This is a genomic window from Deinococcus radiotolerans (assembly GCF_014647435.1).
GTDB classification, from domain to species: Bacteria; Deinococcota; Deinococci; order Deinococcales; family Deinococcaceae; genus Deinococcus; species Deinococcus radiotolerans.
On sequence record NZ_BMPE01000020.1, the window covers coordinates 36,862 to 53,733 of the forward strand.

The 16,872-nt window shown below is 70.4% G+C and carries 13 protein-coding genes; 7 read left to right on the forward strand and 6 right to left on the reverse strand.

All coding sequences use genetic code 11. The annotated features are described in order from the left end of the window. Positions 1–24: 24 nt before the first annotated feature. Entirely contained in the window at positions 25–1,365 is a 1,341-nt protein-coding gene (locus IEY63_RS18805; RefSeq protein ID WP_189070532.1) for a M20/M25/M40 family metallo-hydrolase, read from the reverse strand. Between the two features lie 187 nt (positions 1,366–1,552). On the opposite strand from IEY63_RS18805, the gene IEY63_RS18810 reads away from it, so the two are divergent. Together IEY63_RS18810 and IEY63_RS18815 are read left to right on the forward strand one after the other, a co-directional pair. After that, the gene (locus IEY63_RS18810; protein ID WP_189070533.1) at positions 1,553–2,566 is read left to right on the forward strand and encodes a LacI family DNA-binding transcriptional regulator; all 1,014 of its coding nucleotides are present in this window, start codon (positions 1,553–1,555) and stop codon (positions 2,564–2,566) included. Positions 2,567–2,675: 109 nt separating this feature from the next. Next, complete coding sequence (locus IEY63_RS18815) at positions 2,676–6,176, forward strand: glycosyl hydrolase (protein WP_189070534.1); 3,501 nt, start codon at positions 2,676–2,678, stop codon at positions 6,174–6,176. A gap of 80 nt (positions 6,177–6,256) precedes the next feature. Here IEY63_RS18815 and IEY63_RS18820 read toward each other — a convergent pair whose 3' ends face one another. Together IEY63_RS18820 and IEY63_RS18825 are read right to left on the reverse strand one after the other, a co-directional pair. Then, the gene (locus IEY63_RS18820; RefSeq protein WP_189070535.1) at positions 6,257–7,234 is read right to left on the reverse strand and encodes a magnesium transporter CorA family protein; all 978 of its coding nucleotides are present in this window, start codon (positions 7,232–7,234) and stop codon (positions 6,257–6,259) included. Between the two features lie 18 nt (positions 7,235–7,252). After that, positions 7,253–8,074 (reverse strand): SDR family NAD(P)-dependent oxidoreductase, encoded by an 822-nt coding sequence (locus IEY63_RS18825; RefSeq protein ID WP_189070536.1) that lies wholly within the window; start codon positions 8,072–8,074, stop codon positions 7,253–7,255. A gap of 133 nt (positions 8,075–8,207) precedes the next feature. Here IEY63_RS18825 and IEY63_RS18830 point away from each other — a divergent pair, with 133 nt between their 5' ends. Next, entirely contained in the window at positions 8,208–8,864 is a 657-nt protein-coding gene (locus IEY63_RS18830) for a TetR/AcrR family transcriptional regulator (protein WP_189070537.1), read from the forward strand. A 174-nt stretch (positions 8,865–9,038) separates the two neighbouring features. Here IEY63_RS18830 and galE read toward each other — a convergent pair whose 3' ends face one another. Further along, entirely contained in the window at positions 9,039–10,031 is a 993-nt protein-coding gene (galE, locus tag IEY63_RS18835) for a UDP-glucose 4-epimerase GalE (RefSeq protein WP_189070538.1), read from the reverse strand. 20 nt (positions 10,032–10,051) lie between these two features. After that, the gene (locus IEY63_RS18840) at positions 10,052–11,164 is read right to left on the reverse strand and encodes a LacI family DNA-binding transcriptional regulator (RefSeq protein ID WP_189070539.1); all 1,113 of its coding nucleotides are present in this window, start codon (positions 11,162–11,164) and stop codon (positions 10,052–10,054) included. An 85-nt stretch (positions 11,165–11,249) separates the two neighbouring features. Here IEY63_RS18840 and IEY63_RS18845 point away from each other — a divergent pair, with 85 nt between their 5' ends. Together IEY63_RS18845 and IEY63_RS18850 are read left to right on the forward strand one after the other, a co-directional pair. Continuing rightward, complete coding sequence (locus IEY63_RS18845) at positions 11,250–12,434, forward strand: MFS transporter (RefSeq protein ID WP_189070540.1); 1,185 nt, start codon at positions 11,250–11,252, stop codon at positions 12,432–12,434. A gap of 46 nt (positions 12,435–12,480) precedes the next feature. After that, positions 12,481–13,311, forward strand: a complete 831-nt coding sequence (locus IEY63_RS18850) for an ATP-grasp domain-containing protein (RefSeq protein WP_189070541.1) — start codon at positions 12,481–12,483, stop codon at positions 13,309–13,311. Here IEY63_RS18850 and IEY63_RS18855 read toward each other — a convergent pair. Further along, positions 13,308–14,534: a citrate/2-methylcitrate synthase gene (locus IEY63_RS18855; RefSeq protein WP_189070542.1), complete on the reverse strand. Its 1,227-nt coding sequence runs from the start codon at positions 14,532–14,534 to the stop codon at positions 13,308–13,310. The two genes, IEY63_RS18850 and IEY63_RS18855, sit on opposite strands and share 4 nt — an antisense overlap. Positions 14,535–14,604: 70 nt before the next feature. Between IEY63_RS18855 and IEY63_RS18860 the strand changes: the two genes are divergently transcribed. Beyond that, complete coding sequence (locus IEY63_RS18860; RefSeq protein ID WP_189070543.1) at positions 14,605–15,945, forward strand: hydroxymethylglutaryl-CoA lyase-like TIM-barrel protein; 1,341 nt, start codon at positions 14,605–14,607, stop codon at positions 15,943–15,945. Then, positions 15,942–16,742 (forward strand): polyphosphate kinase 2 family protein, encoded by an 801-nt coding sequence (locus tag IEY63_RS18865; protein ID WP_189070544.1) that lies wholly within the window; start codon positions 15,942–15,944, stop codon positions 16,740–16,742. Before IEY63_RS18860 ends, IEY63_RS18865 begins: the two co-directional genes overlap by 4 nt. Positions 16,743–16,872 lie beyond the last annotated feature (130 nt).

The following is a 16,872-nucleotide window of genomic DNA, read 5'->3' on the forward strand; positions in this document are numbered from 1 at the left end:
TGTACGCCCGCCCCGCCCCTGCCGTTAGGCGTCGGCCAGGGCGGCCATGAGCGCGGCGGCGTAGCGGACGCCGTTCTCGAAGTCGCGCCGCAGGATGTTCTCGTTGGGGGCGTGGACGCGGCCGCCGACGTTGCCGATGCCCAGTGCAACGACGGGCGCGCCGACGTGCTGCATGAAGGGGTGCATGGGGCCGCTGCCGCCGCTGCTGGGGTTGAGGATGGGTTCCTGGCCGTGGACGTCGCGGGCGACCTGTACGGCGGTTTTCACGAAGGGGTGGTTCAGATCACTGCGGGCGGGGTGCTGGTGGCTCTCCAGCTCGATGATCTCGATGTCGCTGAAGCCCTGCGTGTCGAGGTGGGCGCGCAGGAGTTCCACGATGCGCTCCGGGCGCTGGTCGGGCACGAGGCGGAAGTCGAGTTTCACCATGCCTGAAGCGGGGAGGACGGTCTTGCTGCCCTGGCCCTCGTACCCGCCGTGGAAACCGTTGACGTTCACGACGGGTTTGAGGTTCAGGCGGGTGTGGTACTCGCTGCTGTCCCCCAGGGTGCGGGTCACGTCGTAGGTGCCCCGCAGCGCCTCGCCAGTGCCGGGGAGGGCGGCGATGGCGTCCAGATCGGCCTGGCTGGGGGGGCGGACGTCGTCGTGGAAGCCGGGGATCAGGACGGTGCCGTCGGGGCCGCGTAAGGAGGCGACGGCGGCGGCCAGGCGCCAGAGGGGGTTGTCCACGACGGCGCCGTTGCTGCTGTGCAGGTCGCTGGCGGCGACGCGGCAGCGCAGTTCCACGCAGACGATGCCTTTCAGGCCCGCGTACAGCACGGGGCGGCCCTCGGGGGTGACGCTGCCGAATTCCCACCAGACGCCGTCGGCTTTCAGTTCGGCGGCGTGTGCCTCAATGAAGGCTTCGAGGCTGGGGCTGCCGACCTCCTCTTCTCCCTCGATGAGCCACTTGACCTTCAGGGGCAGCGTGCCGCCGCGCTGCTCCTTGAGGGCGCGCAGGCCGGCGAGGCGGGAGACGAGTTCGCCCTTGTCGTCGCTGGCGCCGCGGCCGTAGAGGCGGCCGTCCCGTTCGGTGAGGGTGAAGGGTGGGGTGTCCCACAGGTCTGCGGGGTCCTCGGGCTGCACGTCGTAGTGGTTGTAGATCAGCAGCGTGAAGGGGCCTTCTCCGGCCTCGGCGAGCAGGATGGGGGCGACCTGTCCGGGGTACTGGCGGACGGTGAAGCCCTCGGCCTCCAGCAGGGTCTGGACGGCGTGGGCGGCGTCGGGGAGGTGGCGGCCCTGCGCGGAGACGCTGGGAATGGCGACGAGGTCGGCGAGGTCGCTAAGGCCGCGTTCGATGTGGGCGCGGAGGTCGGGTTGTGTGGTCACAGGGGCAGCCTACGGGAATCCGGGGCGGCGTGCCTGCGCCATCTGGCGGGGGTGGAGGGCACCGGATTTGACAACGTTTTCAGAAGCAGGTACGCTCTGGGCACAGCCCACAGTTCAGCCGGTTCGCCCCGCACCCGAGCGGTTCAGGCGGCCCGCACCGTATCCTGCCCGGAGGAGTCCTCACGTCATGACCCGGAACGTCACCATCAGAGACATTGCGCGCGAGGCCGGCGTGTCGATCAGCACGGTCTCCCGCGCCCTGAACGGACAGGTGCCCGTCGCGCCGGACAAGCGCCAGCGCGTGCTGGACGCCACGCATCGCCTGGGCTACGAACCGAACGCCGCCGCGCAGGGCCTCGTGCGCGGCCGCACCATGACCGTGGGCGTCCTGACGCAGGACATCGCCAGTCCGTTCTACAGCGAGGTCTCCCGCGGGATTGACGTGGGGCTGGCGGGCAGCGGGTACCAGCCGATCTTCGTGAACGGCCACTGGGAGATCCAGGACGAGGCGGCCGCGATCACCGCGCTGACGCGACGGCAGGTGGACGCCGTGATCGTGCTGGGGGGCCGCCTGGACGCTCGGCAGCTGCGGGACCTGCACGCCCGGGTGCCGCTGGTCGTGGTGGGGCGGCAGGTGCCGGGCCTGGAGGATGCCTGCCTGAGCGTGGACAACGTGCAGGGCGCGTTCCTGGCCACCACGCACCTGCTTCAGCTGGGGCACCGGCGGATTGCTCATGTGGCGGGCATTCCGTCGCAGCGGGACGCGGTGGACCGCCTGGAAGGCTACCGGCTGGCGCTGGCCGAGGCGGGCGTGCCGTTCGACCCGGCGCTGGTGTTCGAGGGGGACTTCAACGAGGCGAGCGGCATCCTGGCCGTCGAGCACTGGCTGGGCCGCGCGGCGCACTTCTCGGCGGTGTTCGCGGCGAACGATCAGATGGCGTACGGGGTGCAGCTGGGCCTGTACCGGCGCGGCATGCGCGTACCGGACGACGTGTCACTGGTGGGCTTCGATGACCTGCCTGCGTCGCAGTTCACGCTGCCGCCCCTGACGACCGTGCATCACCCCGCGCGGGAGATGGGGGCGCGGGCGGCCGGGCACCTGCTGTCGCGCCTGAATGACCCGGACGCCCCGGTGGCGCTGCCGCAGCTGCCCATCACGCTGAGTGTGCGGGAATCCGTGCGGTTCGCCCGCTCCCCCTGACCGCATCCGGACGGGCCTGCGTGGCGCCGCCGTGTCCATCCGTCTCCACTCGATCTGCAAACGTTTTCTTACTGACGGCCTGCCCCGCGCGCCCGTCTGGAGGTTCACGATGTCACACGTCCGTTCTCCCCTGCCCGCCCTGCTGTGCCTGACCGCCCTCCTGAGCGCCTGCGGCCGCGCACCCGACCCGGCCCGCGCCGCCGCTGCACCGCCCACCCTGGGCACGCTGGATTACGGCACCAGCGCCCCTCCGGGCAGCAAGGGCGGCCCCACGAACACCAGCGGCGCCCTGCTGACCCCCGCCTGGACCGCGAACGCCGCCGCGAAGGGCAAGCCCCCCACGAACGAATTCTGGTCATCCATCATCTTCAAACGTAACGCCGGGAACGCGTACAGCGAGAACATGTTCGCCCACCCCCTCGCGCTGCACGCCGCGGCAGGCGGGCTGGAGATCGGCTACCCCACCGCCATGCAGATCGTGGGCGCGCCGGGCCTGGAGAAATACCAGTACCCCTTCGCGCCGGACTTCACGCTGGGCGTGAGCGGCCTGAACTCGCCCGACACGAAGACCGACGACTGGGGCGACTGGACGACCACCGCCGCCTGGAGTGACGGCACCCGCAGCCTGAAAGCCACCTTCGGGCACGGCCTGCCCTTCGTGTACGCCACCAGGGCGGGCGGGAACGCGCAGGTGACGTTCATCGCCACGCCCACCGTCTGGTCCAACCAGGGGAGCGTGCTGGGCGTCACCGTGAACGGCCACCACTACGGCCTGTTCGCGCCGACGGGCGCCACCTGGACGGTCAGCGGCACGGTCGCGACCAGCAGCCTGGCCGGGAAGGACTACTACTCGGTTGCGGCCCTGCCCGACAACACGGTCGCCACCCTGAACGACTTCAGGACGTACGCGTACAACTTCGTGACCGGCAGCCAGGTCAGCTGGGCGTACAACGCCGCCAGCGCCACCCTGACCAGCACGTACGCCCTGACCACCACCGCCAGGGAGGGCGCGGGCAGCGGGTCGGTCATGGCCCTGTACCCGCACCAGTGGATGAACTCAGGCAGCGTGAACACCAGCTACACATACGTGTCGCCGCGCGGCCAGATGAAGGTCGCCAAAGGTGTCAGCAGCTTCACGACCACCCAGAAGTTCCAGGGCGTGCTGCCCTACTTCCCGGACAACGGCGCGGCAAACACCCTGAGCAGGGCGCAGCTGGCCGCGTACGTGAACGAGGCGAACACCAGCGTCACCCTGAACCCCACCGGGGACTCCTACTGGGTCGGCAAGGGCCTGGGGAAACTGGCCGAACTCGTGCCGCTGGCCGGGCAGGTGGGCAACAGCGCGGCGCAGACGGCGTTCCTGGACGCCATTCAGCGCACTTTGCAGGACTGGCTGGACGGTCAGGGCAGCAACTACTTCGCGTACAACGCCGCGTGGGGCACCCTGATCGGCTACCCGCAGGGCTACGGCAGCGAGGAGGAACTGAACGACCACCACTTCCACTGGGGGTACTTCATCAAGGCCGCCGCGACCCTGGCGCAGTACCGGCCCGGCTGGGTCGGCGGCACCACCCCGCAGGGCCGCACCTGGGGGGCCAGCATCAACGACCTGGTCATGGACGCCGCGAACTGGACGGCCACCACCTCTCAGTTCCCCCGCATCCGGAACTTCGACCCCTACGCCGGGCACTCCTGGGCGGCCGGGCACGCCGGCTTCGCCGCCGGGAACAACCAGGAGTCCAGCAGCGAGGACATGAACTTCGCCGCGGCGCTGGTGAACTGGGGCTCGGTGACGGGCAACAGCGCCGTGCGGGACCTGGGCATCTACCTGTACGCCACGGAGACGACCGCCATCGAGCAGTACTGGTTCAACCAGAGCGGCCAGGTGTTCCCCGCGGCCTTCGGCAAACCAGCCGTGGGCATGGTCTGGGGCGAAGGCGGCGCGTACTCAACGTGGTTCAGCGGGGAGAAGGAAGCCATTCAGGGCATCAACCTGCTGCCCATCACGGCGGCCAGCGCGTACCTGGGCCGCAACCCGGCGTACCTGAAGACGAACTACGACTTCCTGGGCCGCGAGCCGAACTCCTGGAAGGACATCTTCTGGAGCGCGTACGCGTTCTACGACGCGGCGGGCGCCCTGGCGAAGTTCGGCAGCGGCGCGTACACCCCCGAGGACGGCGAGACGAAGGCGCACACATACCAGTACCTGCACAGCCTCAACGCCATGGGTCAGGTGGACACGGGCGTCACGGCGAACGTGCCGAACTACGCGGTGTTCAGGAAGGGCAGCGCCCGCACGTACGTGGCCTTCAACCCCACGGCGGCCGCCATCACGGTCACGTTCTCGGACGGGAAGACCCTGGGCGTCCCGTCCGGGCAGGTGGTGTCCTCGCAGGGGGGCGTGACCACCCCGCCCACGTGCAGTGCGGACACGACCGCGCCCGGCGTGCCCGGCACGCTGAGTAGCAGCGGCGTCACGAGCAGCAGCGTCACGCTGTCCTGGGGTGCGGCCAGCGACAACTGCGGCGTGAACAGCTACGAGGTGTACCAGAACGGCGCCCTGAAGACCACCGTGAGTGGCACCGGCGCCACCATCAGCGGCCTGAACGCCAGCACGGCGTACACCTTCAAGGTGCGCGCCCGGGACGCCGCCGGGAACGTGGGCAGCTTCACGCCGGACCTGAGTGTCACGACCCAGGCGGCCAGCACCGCCGCAACCCTGCCGGGCACCGTGACGACCAGCGGCGGCGCCATTGCGAATGGCAGCAGCAAATCGTTCCCCGTGAACGTCACCTCGGCTGGCACGTACCGCCTGTCCGTGACCAGCACCAGCAGCCTGAACAGCCGCCTGATCAACGTGGCGTTCAACGGCACGAACTACGATCTGGCGGTCGACGCCGGCAAGGCCGTGATCGCGGACTTCCCGAACGTGGGCACCGGCGCGAAGACCATCACGGTCACTGCCAAGAGCGACAGCGTGACCCTGGGGGCAATCAGCGGCACGAACCTCAGCGCGCCCAGCGACCCGTGCGGCGCGGACACGACGGCGCCCGGCACGCCCGGGGCGCTCAGCAGCCCCTCGAACACGGCCTCCAGCGTGAACCTGGCCTGGGGCGCGGCCAGCGACAACTGCGGCGTGAGCAGCTACGAGGTGTACCAGAACGGCGCCCTGAAGACCACCGTGACCGGCACGGGCGCGACCATCAGCGGCCTGAATGCGGGCACGGCGTACACCTTCAAGGTGCGCGCCCGGGACGGGGCCAGGAACGCGGGTGCGTTCACAGCCGACCTGAGCGTCACCACGGCGTCCGGCGCGACCGCCGTGCCGGGCGTGGTCACCACCAGCGTGGGCGCCATCGCCAGCAGCCGTTCGTACGACCTGAGCCTGAGTGCCACCCAGAACGTGCGCCTACTGATCACGAACGCCAGCAGCGCCAGTTCCAGCGCGTTCACAGTGACCTTCAACGGCACCAGCGTCCCGCTGTCCATCGGCGTGGGGCAGACGGTCCCCGTGGACTTCGCCGGGGTGGGCGCGGGCACAAAGACCGTGACCCTCACCGCGAACAGCGCCGGCGTGACGCTGGGCAAGCTGGAAGCCACCACGTACTGAAGGGTCTCTGACCGGGCCACGCCCCGCCCCCGATCACCGTCCGGGGGCGGGGTGATCGCTGGCGGCGCACGGCACCCTCGTTACAGCCAGCCGCGCCAGCGGCCCAGCGCAACCACCAGCACGATCAGCAGGCCGCTGCCGAGCAGCACGTCCCGGAATCCCGTATTGCCCGCCTTGAAGACGTCCGCCTGGAAGTTCATGCCCATCAGCCCGGCCACCGCCGCGACGATGCCCAGCGTGACGGTCACGACCGTCAGGACGCGCATCACCTCGTTGGTGCGCTGCCCGGTGGAACTCATCAGGAGGTCGAAGGTGCCCAGGACCGCCTCGCGGGTGTGACTGACGGCCTCCTGGGTGTGCTCGAAGGCGCGCAGGAGTTTTTCCAGCCGCACCTCGGGCTCGTCGTGGTCGAACACCGTGAAGTCCGGACTGGCGAGGGCCACGTACACCGGGCGGTGCGCGGTGAGCAGGCGGCGCAGTTCGCTCACGCGCCGCCGCAGGCCCACCAGGGTCTCCAGGTGGCGCCGTTCCCGGCGGGGTTCTTGCAGGATCAGTTCGTCCAGCCGGTCGATGTTGTCCTCGATGGGTGAGAGGGGCTGGTGGAAGCCCTCGACGTGATGCGCGAGCACCACGGCCAGGAACGCGGCGGCGTCCAGCTGACCCAGTTTCGTGTCGGCGTCCAAGCGGTTCCGGAAGCTCTCCAGGAAGCTGGCCGGGCCGTCGTGCGCGGTGTACACGACGTTCCGCCCGGCCACGAACACGACGGGGGACGCGTGGTAGTGGTGCGCGCCCTTTTCGAGGCTGTTCACGCGCAGGTGCACGGCCTGCTCGTGGCGGTGCAGGGCCGGGTGCGGCCCGGTCGCGTCCAGCCACGCGTGGGTGGGCGCGTCGAGGTTCAGGGCGGCCAGCTGCTCGCGGCGGTCCTGTGCGGTGTCGGCCTGCACGTCCACCCACAGCAGCTGGTGGGGTCCGAGCCGGGTCAGGGTGCCGGGCAGGTCGCCAGGTTCGACGGCGCAGTCCTGACCTGCCGCGTCGAACAGCAGGATGCGGGTGGGCATGGCCTCACTGTACGCGGGTCAGTGCTGGCCCTGCACCCGGCGGATCAGGGGGGGCAGCGCGCGGCGCGGCAGCAGGCGGGGCAGCAGGGTCTGGAGGCGGTTGACCGTGCCGATCACGTGGACGGCCTCGCCGCGCAGCATGGCGGTCACGGCCTGCGCGGCGACCTCGCGGGCGGGGAGGATCGCGGCGCGGGTCAGCTGATCGCGCAGCAGGCGGCTGCCGCCCATGTTCGCGGCGGCCTGGAAGCCGGTCTCGACCGGGCCGGGGCAGGCGGCGGTGACGCTGACGCCAGTGCCGCGCAGTTCCTCGTGCAGGGCCTCGCTGAAGCTCAGGACATAGGCCTTGGTGGCGTAGTACACGGCCATCAGGGGCCCCGGGAGGAACGCGGCGGTGCTGGCGATGTTCAGCACGCGGCCCCGGCCACGGGCGCGCATGCCGGGCAGGTACGCGTGCGTGAGTTCGGTCAGGGCGGTGATGTTCACCTGGATCATGTCGAGCTGCTTCTGGACGTCCAGTTCAGTGAATTCGCCGTAGTCGGCGAAGCCCGCGTTGTTCACGAGGATATCCACGTTCAGGTTCAGCCTCTGGGTGCGCGTTAGGAGGTCGCGGGCGGCGTGGGGCCGGGTGAGGTCCTGCGGGAGGACGTGGACCTGCACGCCGTGCCGGGCGCGGAGGGTGTCGGCCAGGGCGTTCAAGGGCCCTTCGCTGCGGGCGACGAGGATGAGGTGGCTGCCGCGCGCGGCGAGTTCGTGCGCGATCTGTTCGCCGATGCCGCTGCTGGCGCCGGTGATCAGGGCGGTACTGGGGGCAGGCCGGTTCGTGGAGGTGGGCTGGGTCATGGGGGCTCCTCTGGCGGAATACTTAAGCAACCGCCGGTAACTAGAGATTAGTTACCCGTGGTCAGTCTGTCAAGAGTCATCAGCCGTCACCCCACACAAGCACCTCCGTCAGCCATTCAGTTATAATTAACCCATGGTTACCCAAGTGCGCGCCCGCAGTGACGCCGCGAAACAGGAGCGCCGCGCGCAGATCCTCACCGCGGCCCGCACCCTGTGGCACACCCACCGCTACCCCGACCTCACCCTGAACGCCATTGCCGAACAGGTCCACCTCACCAAGGCCGCGCTGTTCGCGTACTTCCCCAGCAAGGAGGACCTCTTCCTCAGCCTGTACGAGGACCTGCTGGACGACTTCTTCCGCGACCTGAACCGTCACCTCGACCTGGGCGGCACCCATACTCCCGCCACGCTGGCCCACACCCTGAGCAGCCTCACCCTGGCGCACCCGGACCTCGCGCGACTGATCCCACTCCTGGCGGGCATCCTGGAACACAACATCAGCGCCGAACGCGCCCACGCCCACAAGACCCGCGTGGCCGCCCACCTGACCGTCACCACGCCCCGGCTCCAGCGCGCGCTGCCCACCCTGCGCGGCGACGCCCCCGCCCGCCTGCTCACCTACACCCAGGCGCTCATCGCGGGCCTGCAACCCATGAGTGACCCCTCCCCCGCCGTGCGCGAGGCCCTGCGCGACTCCCCGCTGGGCGCGCTGCACCTCAGCCTGGACACCGCTCTCCCCGACGCCCTGACCGCCCTGATCACCGGCCTGAGCACCGAACCGGAGGCATAAAACAGGGAGAGGCCGCACGCCTCCCCCTGACCCTTCATACGGATTCCGTTTGTTTCGTCAACAACCCGGAACCACACCGGGTTGCCAACTCCGTGACCGGAACCCGTTTCGCTCCTGCTCGCTCTGCTCGGCTTAGAAGGTTTTGCAAACCTTTCAACCGGAGTCCATATCAGTTCATTGTTTGAAGTCGTGCGGGTGCCCCTTGTGCCAGTTCCAGGCGGTCTGCACGATGTCCTTCAGGTCCGTGAACTGCGGCTTGAAGCCGAGTTCCTCGCGGATGCGGGTGGCGTCCGCCACGAGGCGGGGCGGGTCCCCGGCGCGGCGCGGGGCGAGTTCGCGGTTCAGGGGCGTGCCGACGACCTCGTCCACGGTGTCGAGCACTTCCTTGACGCTGAAGCCGTGGCCCAGGCCGACGTTGAAGGTGCCGTCGCTGCGCTTCCCGCTCAGCAGGGCTTCGACGGCCAGGACGTGCGCGTCGGCGAGGTCCTGCACGTGCACGTAGTCGCGGATGCAGGTGCCGTCCGGGGTGGGGTAGTCGTCCCCGAAGATCAGCATCTTCTCGCGCTGGCCCAGGGCGGTCAGGGCGGCCAGCTCGATCAGGTGGCTCTTGCCGGCGTGCGCCTCGCCGATGTCACCCTCGGGCGCGGCGCCGCACACGTTGAAGTACCGCAGGATGGTGTAGGGCAGGCCGTGCGCGGTGTGGAAGGCATGGATCATGTGCTCGGTCATGAGTTTCGTCTCGCCGTACACGCTCTCGGGCTGCATGGCGGCGTTCTCGGGGATGGGCACGAGGTCGGTGGTGCCGTACACGGCGGCCGTGGAGGAGAACACCAGCGGAATCTTGCGGGTCTCCACGATGGCCTGGAGGAGGTTCAGACTGCCCACCACGTTGTTGCGGTAGTAGCGGGCCGGGGCGCGCATACTCTCGCCCACCTCGATCAGCGCCGCGAAGTGGATGACGGCGTCGGGCTGGTGGGCGTTCAGCGCGGCGCGTACGGCGTCCGCGTCCAGAAGGTCGCCGCGCACCAGGGGCACGTCGGCGGGGAGGGCCTCGGGGTGTCCGCTCGACAGGTTGTCGAACACGACCACCTCATGCCCGGCGCGGCGCAGCTGCCGCACCGTGTGAGACCCGATGTACCCCGCGCCGCCCACGACCAGAATCTTCATGGGGGTCAGGGTAGCGCGCTTCAGGTGGCGGGCACGCGCGGTCCTCTGGGCGGGGCGGTGGTGCCGCGCACGACCAGCCGGGTAGGCAGCGTGACGGGCGCCGCCTCCTGCCCGTCCAGCAGGGCCAGGAGGGCCGCCCCGACCGCCGCGCCCTTGTCCGGGGTGGGCTGCCACACGGTGGTGAGGTTCAGCGCGCCGGAGCTGGGCAGGTCGTCGTAACCGATCACGCTGAGGTCGCCGGGCACGCGCAGGCCCAGCGTGGCGGCGGCCCGCAGCGCCCCCTGCGCGAGGACGTCACTCATGCACACCACGCCCGTGACCTCCGGGTGGGCGCGCAGCAGGTCCAGGGTCAGGGCCTCGCCGTCGGCGGGGGTGTTCTGCCCGGCCTCCATGAGGTGCAGCGCGGCGTCCGGGTGGGCGGCGGCAGCGGCGCGGTAGCCCCGGATGCGCTGCGCGGTGGTGCGGTACGCAATCTGCGCTTCGCGCGCGGCGCTCACCGGGCCGGGGTGGCGGTCCCCGGCGAGTTCCAGGCACAGGGCGCCCAGCTGCCGGTGGCCCAGGTCGAGCAGGTGCGCGGCGGCCTCCTGCGCGCCCCCGGCGTCATCGATGCCCACGTGCGCGCTGCCGGGCTGGGGGTCCTGATCGACCAGCACGGTGGGCAGCGCGCGGCTCAGCACGGCGCGCAGCAGGGGGCTGTCCTCGGCGGCGCAGTACACGATGAAGCCGTCCACACTGGCGTTGCGTACGGCCAGGGTCGCGTCGGCCTGCGGGTCGTGCGGCGCGGCCAGCAGCAGGACGTTCAGGTCACGGTCCTGAACAGCGCGGGTGACGCTGCCCAGGAACAGCGCGGCGGCCGGGTCGGCGAAGGCGTACTCCAGGGGCGCGTCGTACACGACGCCCAGCACGCCGGTGCGGCCCCGGCGCAGGCTGCGGGCCAGCGGGTCGGGGCCCTGGTAGCCCAGGTCGCGGGCGGCGGCCAGGATGCGCCCCCGCAGGTCCTCGCTGAGCTGGTCCGGGCGGTTGTAGGCGTTGCTGACGGTGGCGACGCTGACGCCCAGCGTGCGCGCCACGTCCCGCAGGGTGGGGCGGCTGGCGGCGCGCGGCCCGGTGGGGGCTGGCTTGGCGGGGGGCATGCCTGAATGGTAGCGTATACCCAGCCGAACTGAATCGTTTCAGTTTCCGAGTTCAACGCCACCCCCCTCCCCCGAGGTTCCGCCCATGACCACCACCGCCGCCCACACCACACCCACCCAGCCCCGCGCGGAAGCCGCCCGCCGCGCCCTGAACACCATCTTCATGGTGAACGGCGCCGTGTTCGCCACCTGGGCCGTGAACATCCCCGGCGTGCGCGACGGCCTGGACCTCACGCCCGCGCAGATCGGCGTGGCGCTGCTCGCCAGCGGCCTGGGCGGCGTGACCAGCATGAGCCTCGTGGGCCGCTGGATCGCCCGCTGGGGCAGCGCGGCCGTCACCCGCGTCTCCACCGTGCTGTTCCTCCTCAGCCTGCTGCTGCCCGTCTTCGCGCCCAGCCTCCTGACCCTGATCGTGGCGCTGGCCCTGCTGGGCGCCGCGAACGGCGTCATGGACGTCGCCATGAACGCCCAGGGCGTCACGGTCGAACGCACCCTGGGCCGCCCCATCATGAGCCGCCTGCACGCCTACTTCAGCCTGGGCGGCCTGATCGGCGCGGGCCTGGGCAGCCTCCTGATTGGCCGCGTCTCCATCCCCCTGCACGCGGGCCTGGTGGTCGCCGCCACGCTGATCCTGGCCGCCGTGACGCTGCGCCTGCTGATCCCCGACCCGGCCGACACCGACCCGCAGGACAACGGGCAGCCCGCCACCACCGCCCCCGGCTCGCTGCTCAGCCTGCCGGTGCTGCTGCTGGGCCTGCTGTGCTTCCTCGGCATGCTGGCCGAGGGCGCCAACTACGACTGGGCCGCCCTGTACTTCCGCGACGTCCTGACCGTTCCCGGCGGCGCCGCCGGTCTGGGCTACGCCGCATTCGTCGCCACGATGACCCTGGGCCGCTGGTTCGGTGACCTGGGCCGCGCCCGCCTCGGCGACGAGCAGATCGTGCGTGTCGGCTCGCTTGTTACCGCGCTGGGCCTCGCCCTGGCGCTGCTTTGGCGCGACCCGGTCCCCGCCACGCTGGGTTTCGCGCTGTCCGGCCTGGGCCTCAGCAACGTCGTTCCGGTCATGTACGGCACCGCCGGGCACGCCCTGGCCGGGCGCGGCATCGCCGCTGTCGCCGCCATCGGGTACGGCGGGTTCCTGCTCGGGCCGCCCGTCATCGGCTTCGTCGCCGACCACGTCGGCCTCACCTGGGCGCTGGGGATCGCCCTGGGCAGCGCCGCGCTGATCACGTTGCTCGGTGGGCGGGCGTTTGCGCTGATCCGCCGGTAACCCACCTGCGGTCCAGACCGCGCCCGGCAGACTCTAGGCTTCAGGCATGACTGCACGTCCGACTGTGGTGATCGTGAATGGAGAGCGCGACTGGGCCGACCACTTCCCGGAGGCCGAGGTTCGCCGCTGCCGACTTCAGACCGCGCAGTGGCAGGTCAGCGGGAACGCGCTGTACCTGCTGGACGAGCAGGGCCGCACCCGCGTGGACGGCGTGCTGTGGCGCGTCGGGGCGATCCGCCCGGAGCCCCGGCACCGGGTGGTGCTGGATCTGATCCGCCTGACGGGCACGCCCTGCGTCAATCCCGCTGCGGCCCTGCAACGCGGCTTTGACCGGCTGTCCATGCGGGCCGAGATGCAGGCCATTGGTCTGCCCCTGCTGCCGCAGGAGATCGTGCTGGGCGGCGCCCTGCTGGACCACACCGAACCCGCCTCCCCGGCCGTCCTGAAGGTCGGGAACCACCACGCCGGGTACGGCAAGGCGCTGGTCGCCCGCCGCGAGGACTGGCCCGACCTACGTGATCTTGCCTGGACCGCGGACGACTACGTGACCCTGGAGCCCTTCGTGGATTACGTGCGTGACCTGCGCTGCCTCGCCGTGGGGGATGACGTGTGGGGCATGGCGCGGCGCAGCGGGTCCTGGAAGGCCAACCGGGACACGCAGGAGTACACCCTCACGGACCTCCCGGCCGAGCTGGTCGCGTACACCCGCGCCGCCATGGCCCACCTGGGCGCGGACCTCCTGGGCCTAGATTTTCTGGAGGACCGCGCGGGTCAGTTCTTCCTGCTGGAAACGAACGATGTGCCGGGCCTGAGCGGCTTTCCCCCGTCCATCCGGCCGCTGCTGGCCCGCCGGCTGATGGCGCAGATCAGGCGTTAGGCCGGGCCGACGTAACGGGCGCGGGGGCGGATGAACTGCCCCCCGGCGCGGGTTTCCAGCGCGTGGGCCAGCCAGCCCGCCGCGCGGGCCAGGGCGAACAGCGTCACGGCGTCCGCGGCGGGGCGGCCCAGCGTGAGAGTCAGCGAGGCCAGCGCCAGATCCACGTTGGGCGCCTCGGCGGTGTCCCCGCCGTGCGCGCGGATGACCGCGTGCGTGGCGTGCGTGACGGGATGTGCCGGGAACTGTGCTTCCAGGGCGTCCAGCAGGGCGCGGGCACGCGGGTCGCCGTGCGGGTAGAGGGCGTGTCCGAAGCCCGGGGTGTGCCCGGCGCGGCGGGTGGCGTCCCGCAGCGCGGCCCGGGCATCACCCGCCTGGGCGGCGCTCAGGAGTTCGTGGGCGTGCAGCGCGCTCAGGCCGTGCCGGGGGCCCTGGAGGGCACCCAGCGCGGCCAGGGTGCAGTGGGCGAGGCTGGCGCCGCCGCTGGCGGTGACACGGGCGGCGAAGGCGCTGACGTTCAGTTCATGGTCGGCCAGGAGGATCAGGGCGCGGCGCAGCACGTCCGCGCCGTCCGGGCGGCCCCAGGTGCGGGCCAGCCGGGCGTGCAGGGGCAGGTCAGGCGCGGGCGGTAGTCCGGCGTGCCGCTCGGCGGTGGCGTGCAGCAGGCTCAGGATGCGCGCGGTCTGCCCGGGGCCGCGTTCAGGGCGGGTGTCAAGCGCGTCCGGGTCGTGCGCGCCCGCGTAGGTCAGCGCGTAGCCCAGGGCTTCCAGGGGCGTGTCGGCGCGGGGGTGGCGGCTGAGGTTCAGCCGGGCGCGCAGCGGCAGCGTGGGCCGCGCGCTGAGGTCACCCGTCCACAGGAGGGCCGCGACATCCTCCGCGCTGGCCGTCTCAGCGAGGTGCCGGGCGTCCACGCCCCGGTAGGCCAGGGTGCCGTTCTCGATGCGGGTCAGGGCGCTGTCGAGGATGGGTGTCACGCCGCCGTACTGAGCGCCGCGCAGCCCGTCAAGGCTGCCCTGCACGGCCGCCTGCACGCTGGCCTGCGGGTCGCGGCGGGTGGCCTGCCGTCCCGCAAAGGCCTGCACGTCGCCCGCGTCGTACCGGCGCTCCCGGGTGCCTGCGGGGCCCGGCACGCTGCGGATCAGCCCGCGTGAAACGTAGGCGTACAGCGTGGCGGGTTTCACGCCCAATTGCTCACAGGCCTGCGCGGTGGTGAGGGGACCAGTCATCCATTCCAGCCTAACATTGATTCTAGAATCAAGATTGACCACATTGACAACACGGGTTTAGCGTGCAGCCATGACCCACGACACCCCAGCCGTGCGCGATGTGCCGACGCCTGACCTCTTTCCCGATGCGTTCCCCACAGACGTTTTCCCCAGGGTGATCTGGAACGGCGACGAACGGCCCGCGTCACTGCCCGCGCAGGCGTGGACGACCGAGACCACCCACCGCGATGGCCAGCAGGGCGGCCTGCCCCTGACCACGGAAGCTGGCCTGCGCATCTACGACCTGATGGGCCGCTTCACGGGGAGCAGCGGCGCCCTGCGGCAGGCGGAGTTCTTCGTGTACCGTCCCGCCGACCGCGCCATGCTGGAGGGCGCCCTGGAACGCTGGCGCGGCGGGCACCCGGTCGAGCCAACCACCTGGATCCGCGCCACCCGCAAGGACGCCGACCTGGTCGCCGGGCTGGGCGTTCGCGAGACGGGCATGCTCGCCAGTGCCAGCGATTACCACACCTTCCACAAGTTCACGCCCGGCGGCCGCGCCCAGGCAGCACGCACGTACCTGGACGCCGTGCAGGCGGTGCTGGACGTGGGCCTCCGACCCAGACTCCACCTGGAGGACGCCACCCGAGCGCCCCGCGAGTTTATCCTGCCGTTCGTGGAGGCCGTGCAGACCCTCGCCGCGCCGTTCCCCGACTCGCAGACGCCGAAGTTCCGCGTGTGCGACACGATGGGCGTCGGCCTCCCGCTGGAGGGAACGGCATGGCCCCGCAGTGTACCGCGCATGATCCGCGAACTGCGCGCCGCCGGGCTGAGCGCCGAAGCGCTGGAGTTCCACCCGCACAACGACACGCATCTGGTCGTGGCGAACAGCCTCGCGGCGGTCCTGGCCGGATGCGCCGCGATCAACGGCACGCTGCTGGGCAAGGGGGAACGGACCGGCAACGCCCCGCTGGAAGGCGTGCTCCTGCATCTCAGCGGCCTGGGCCTGACCGGAGCTGCGGACTTCACGGTGCTAAACGACCTGAACGACCTCTATGAGGACCTGGGGCAGGGCGTCCCGGCCAAGTACCCGCTGTTCGGCCGGGACGCGCACCGCACCCGCGCTGGCATTCACGCGGACGGACTGAACAAGTTCTGGCCGATGTACGCGCCGTTCAACGTGCCCGCCCTGCTGGGCCGCCCGCTCGACCTGTCTCTGACGAAGGACAGCGGCGTGGCAGGCCTGATCTTCCTGATCCGCCAGCACACCGGGACAGAGCTGGGCAAGGAGCACGCGGGTCTGCGTGCGCTGCACGAATCCCTGACTGCCGAGTTCGACGCGGGCCGCCAGACGGCCGTGGAGTGGGAGGAGATTGCTGAACGAGCCCTCAAGCTGAGCGCGGGGGGGCCGGTGGTACGCTCCGGGGCATGAACCCTGACCAGTACCGCGTCAAGCCCGGCAAGAGCGTCCACCTGAAGGACTGGCACGCCGACGACGACGGCGGCCTCAACAAGGACGAGGGCAAGGAACTCACCGACGAGCTGCTGGAGGGCCTCGCCGAATGGCAGGAGCGACTGTTCGCCGAGAGCAAGCAGTCGCTCCTGATCGTCCTGCAGGCCCGCGACGCCGGCGGCAAGGACGGCACGGTGAAACACGTGCTGGGCGCCCTGAACCCGAACGGCGTGCGCATCTCGAACTTCAAGGTCCCCACGGACGAGGAACGCGCCCATGATTTCCTGTGGCGCGTTCACGCGCAGGCCCCCCGCGCAGGCATGGTCGGCGTGTTCAACCGCAGCCACTACGAGGACGTCCTCGTTACGCGCGTTGACGGCCTCATCGACAACAAGACCGCAAAGGCCCGCCTGCAGCACATCCAGAACTTCGAGGCCCTCCTCTCGGACAGTGGCACGCAGATTCTGAAGTTCTACCTGCATGTCAGCCCCGATGAGCAACGACAGCGCCTCCAGGACCGCCTGACGGATCCAACCAAGCACTGGAAATTCAATCCCGGCGATCTGGATGCCCGCGCCAAGTGGGACGCCTACACCGAAGCGTACGAGTCAGCCCTGACGACCAGCACAGCGGCCGCGCCCTGGTACGTGATCCCAGCAGACCGAAAATGGTACCGCAACCTGCTCATCACGCGCATCCTCCTGAACACTTTGAAAGGGATGAACCCACAGTATCCGCACGTATCGTTTGATCCCTTGGAAGTGGAGATCAAGTAAGGGTGCACTGCAAGAGGAAAGCCGCTGCCCATTAGTTCGATAGCGGCTTCCTCTTAAAATGCAAGAAAAAGCCCCCACCTGTAGGGTGGGGGCCATACATGGAGCGGGAGACGAGATTCGAACTCGCGAC

Excerpts from the sequence above, each read along its gene's own strand:
- IEY63_RS18825 (WP_189070536.1), bottom strand. The coding sequence starts at position 8,074 with ATGACCCAGCCCACCTCCACGAACCGGCCTGCCCCCAGTACCGCCCTG.
- IEY63_RS18860 (WP_189070543.1), top strand. The coding sequence starts at position 14,605 with ATGACCCACGACACCCCAGCCGTGCGCGATGTGCCGACGCCTGACCTC.
- IEY63_RS18840 (WP_189070539.1), bottom strand. The coding sequence starts at position 11,164 with ATGCCCCCCGCCAAGCCAGCCCCCACCGGGCCGCGCGCCGCCAGCCGC.
- IEY63_RS18845 (WP_189070540.1), top strand. The coding sequence starts at position 11,250 with ATGACCACCACCGCCGCCCACACCACACCCACCCAGCCCCGCGCGGAA.
- IEY63_RS18815 (WP_189070534.1), top strand. The coding sequence starts at position 2,676 with ATGTCACACGTCCGTTCTCCCCTGCCCGCCCTGCTGTGCCTGACCGCC.
- IEY63_RS18855 (WP_189070542.1), bottom strand. The coding sequence starts at position 14,534 with ATGACTGGTCCCCTCACCACCGCGCAGGCCTGTGAGCAATTGGGCGTG.
- IEY63_RS18810 (WP_189070533.1), top strand. The coding sequence starts at position 1,553 with ATGACCCGGAACGTCACCATCAGAGACATTGCGCGCGAGGCCGGCGTG.
- IEY63_RS18820 (WP_189070535.1), bottom strand. The coding sequence starts at position 7,234 with ATGCCCACCCGCATCCTGCTGTTCGACGCGGCAGGTCAGGACTGCGCC.
- galE (WP_189070538.1), bottom strand. The coding sequence starts at position 10,031 with ATGAAGATTCTGGTCGTGGGCGGCGCGGGGTACATCGGGTCTCACACG.
- IEY63_RS18850 (WP_189070541.1), top strand. The coding sequence starts at position 12,481 with ATGACTGCACGTCCGACTGTGGTGATCGTGAATGGAGAGCGCGACTGG.
- IEY63_RS18830 (WP_189070537.1), top strand. The coding sequence starts at position 8,208 with ATGGTTACCCAAGTGCGCGCCCGCAGTGACGCCGCGAAACAGGAGCGC.
- IEY63_RS18865 (WP_189070544.1), top strand. The coding sequence starts at position 15,942 with ATGAACCCTGACCAGTACCGCGTCAAGCCCGGCAAGAGCGTCCACCTG.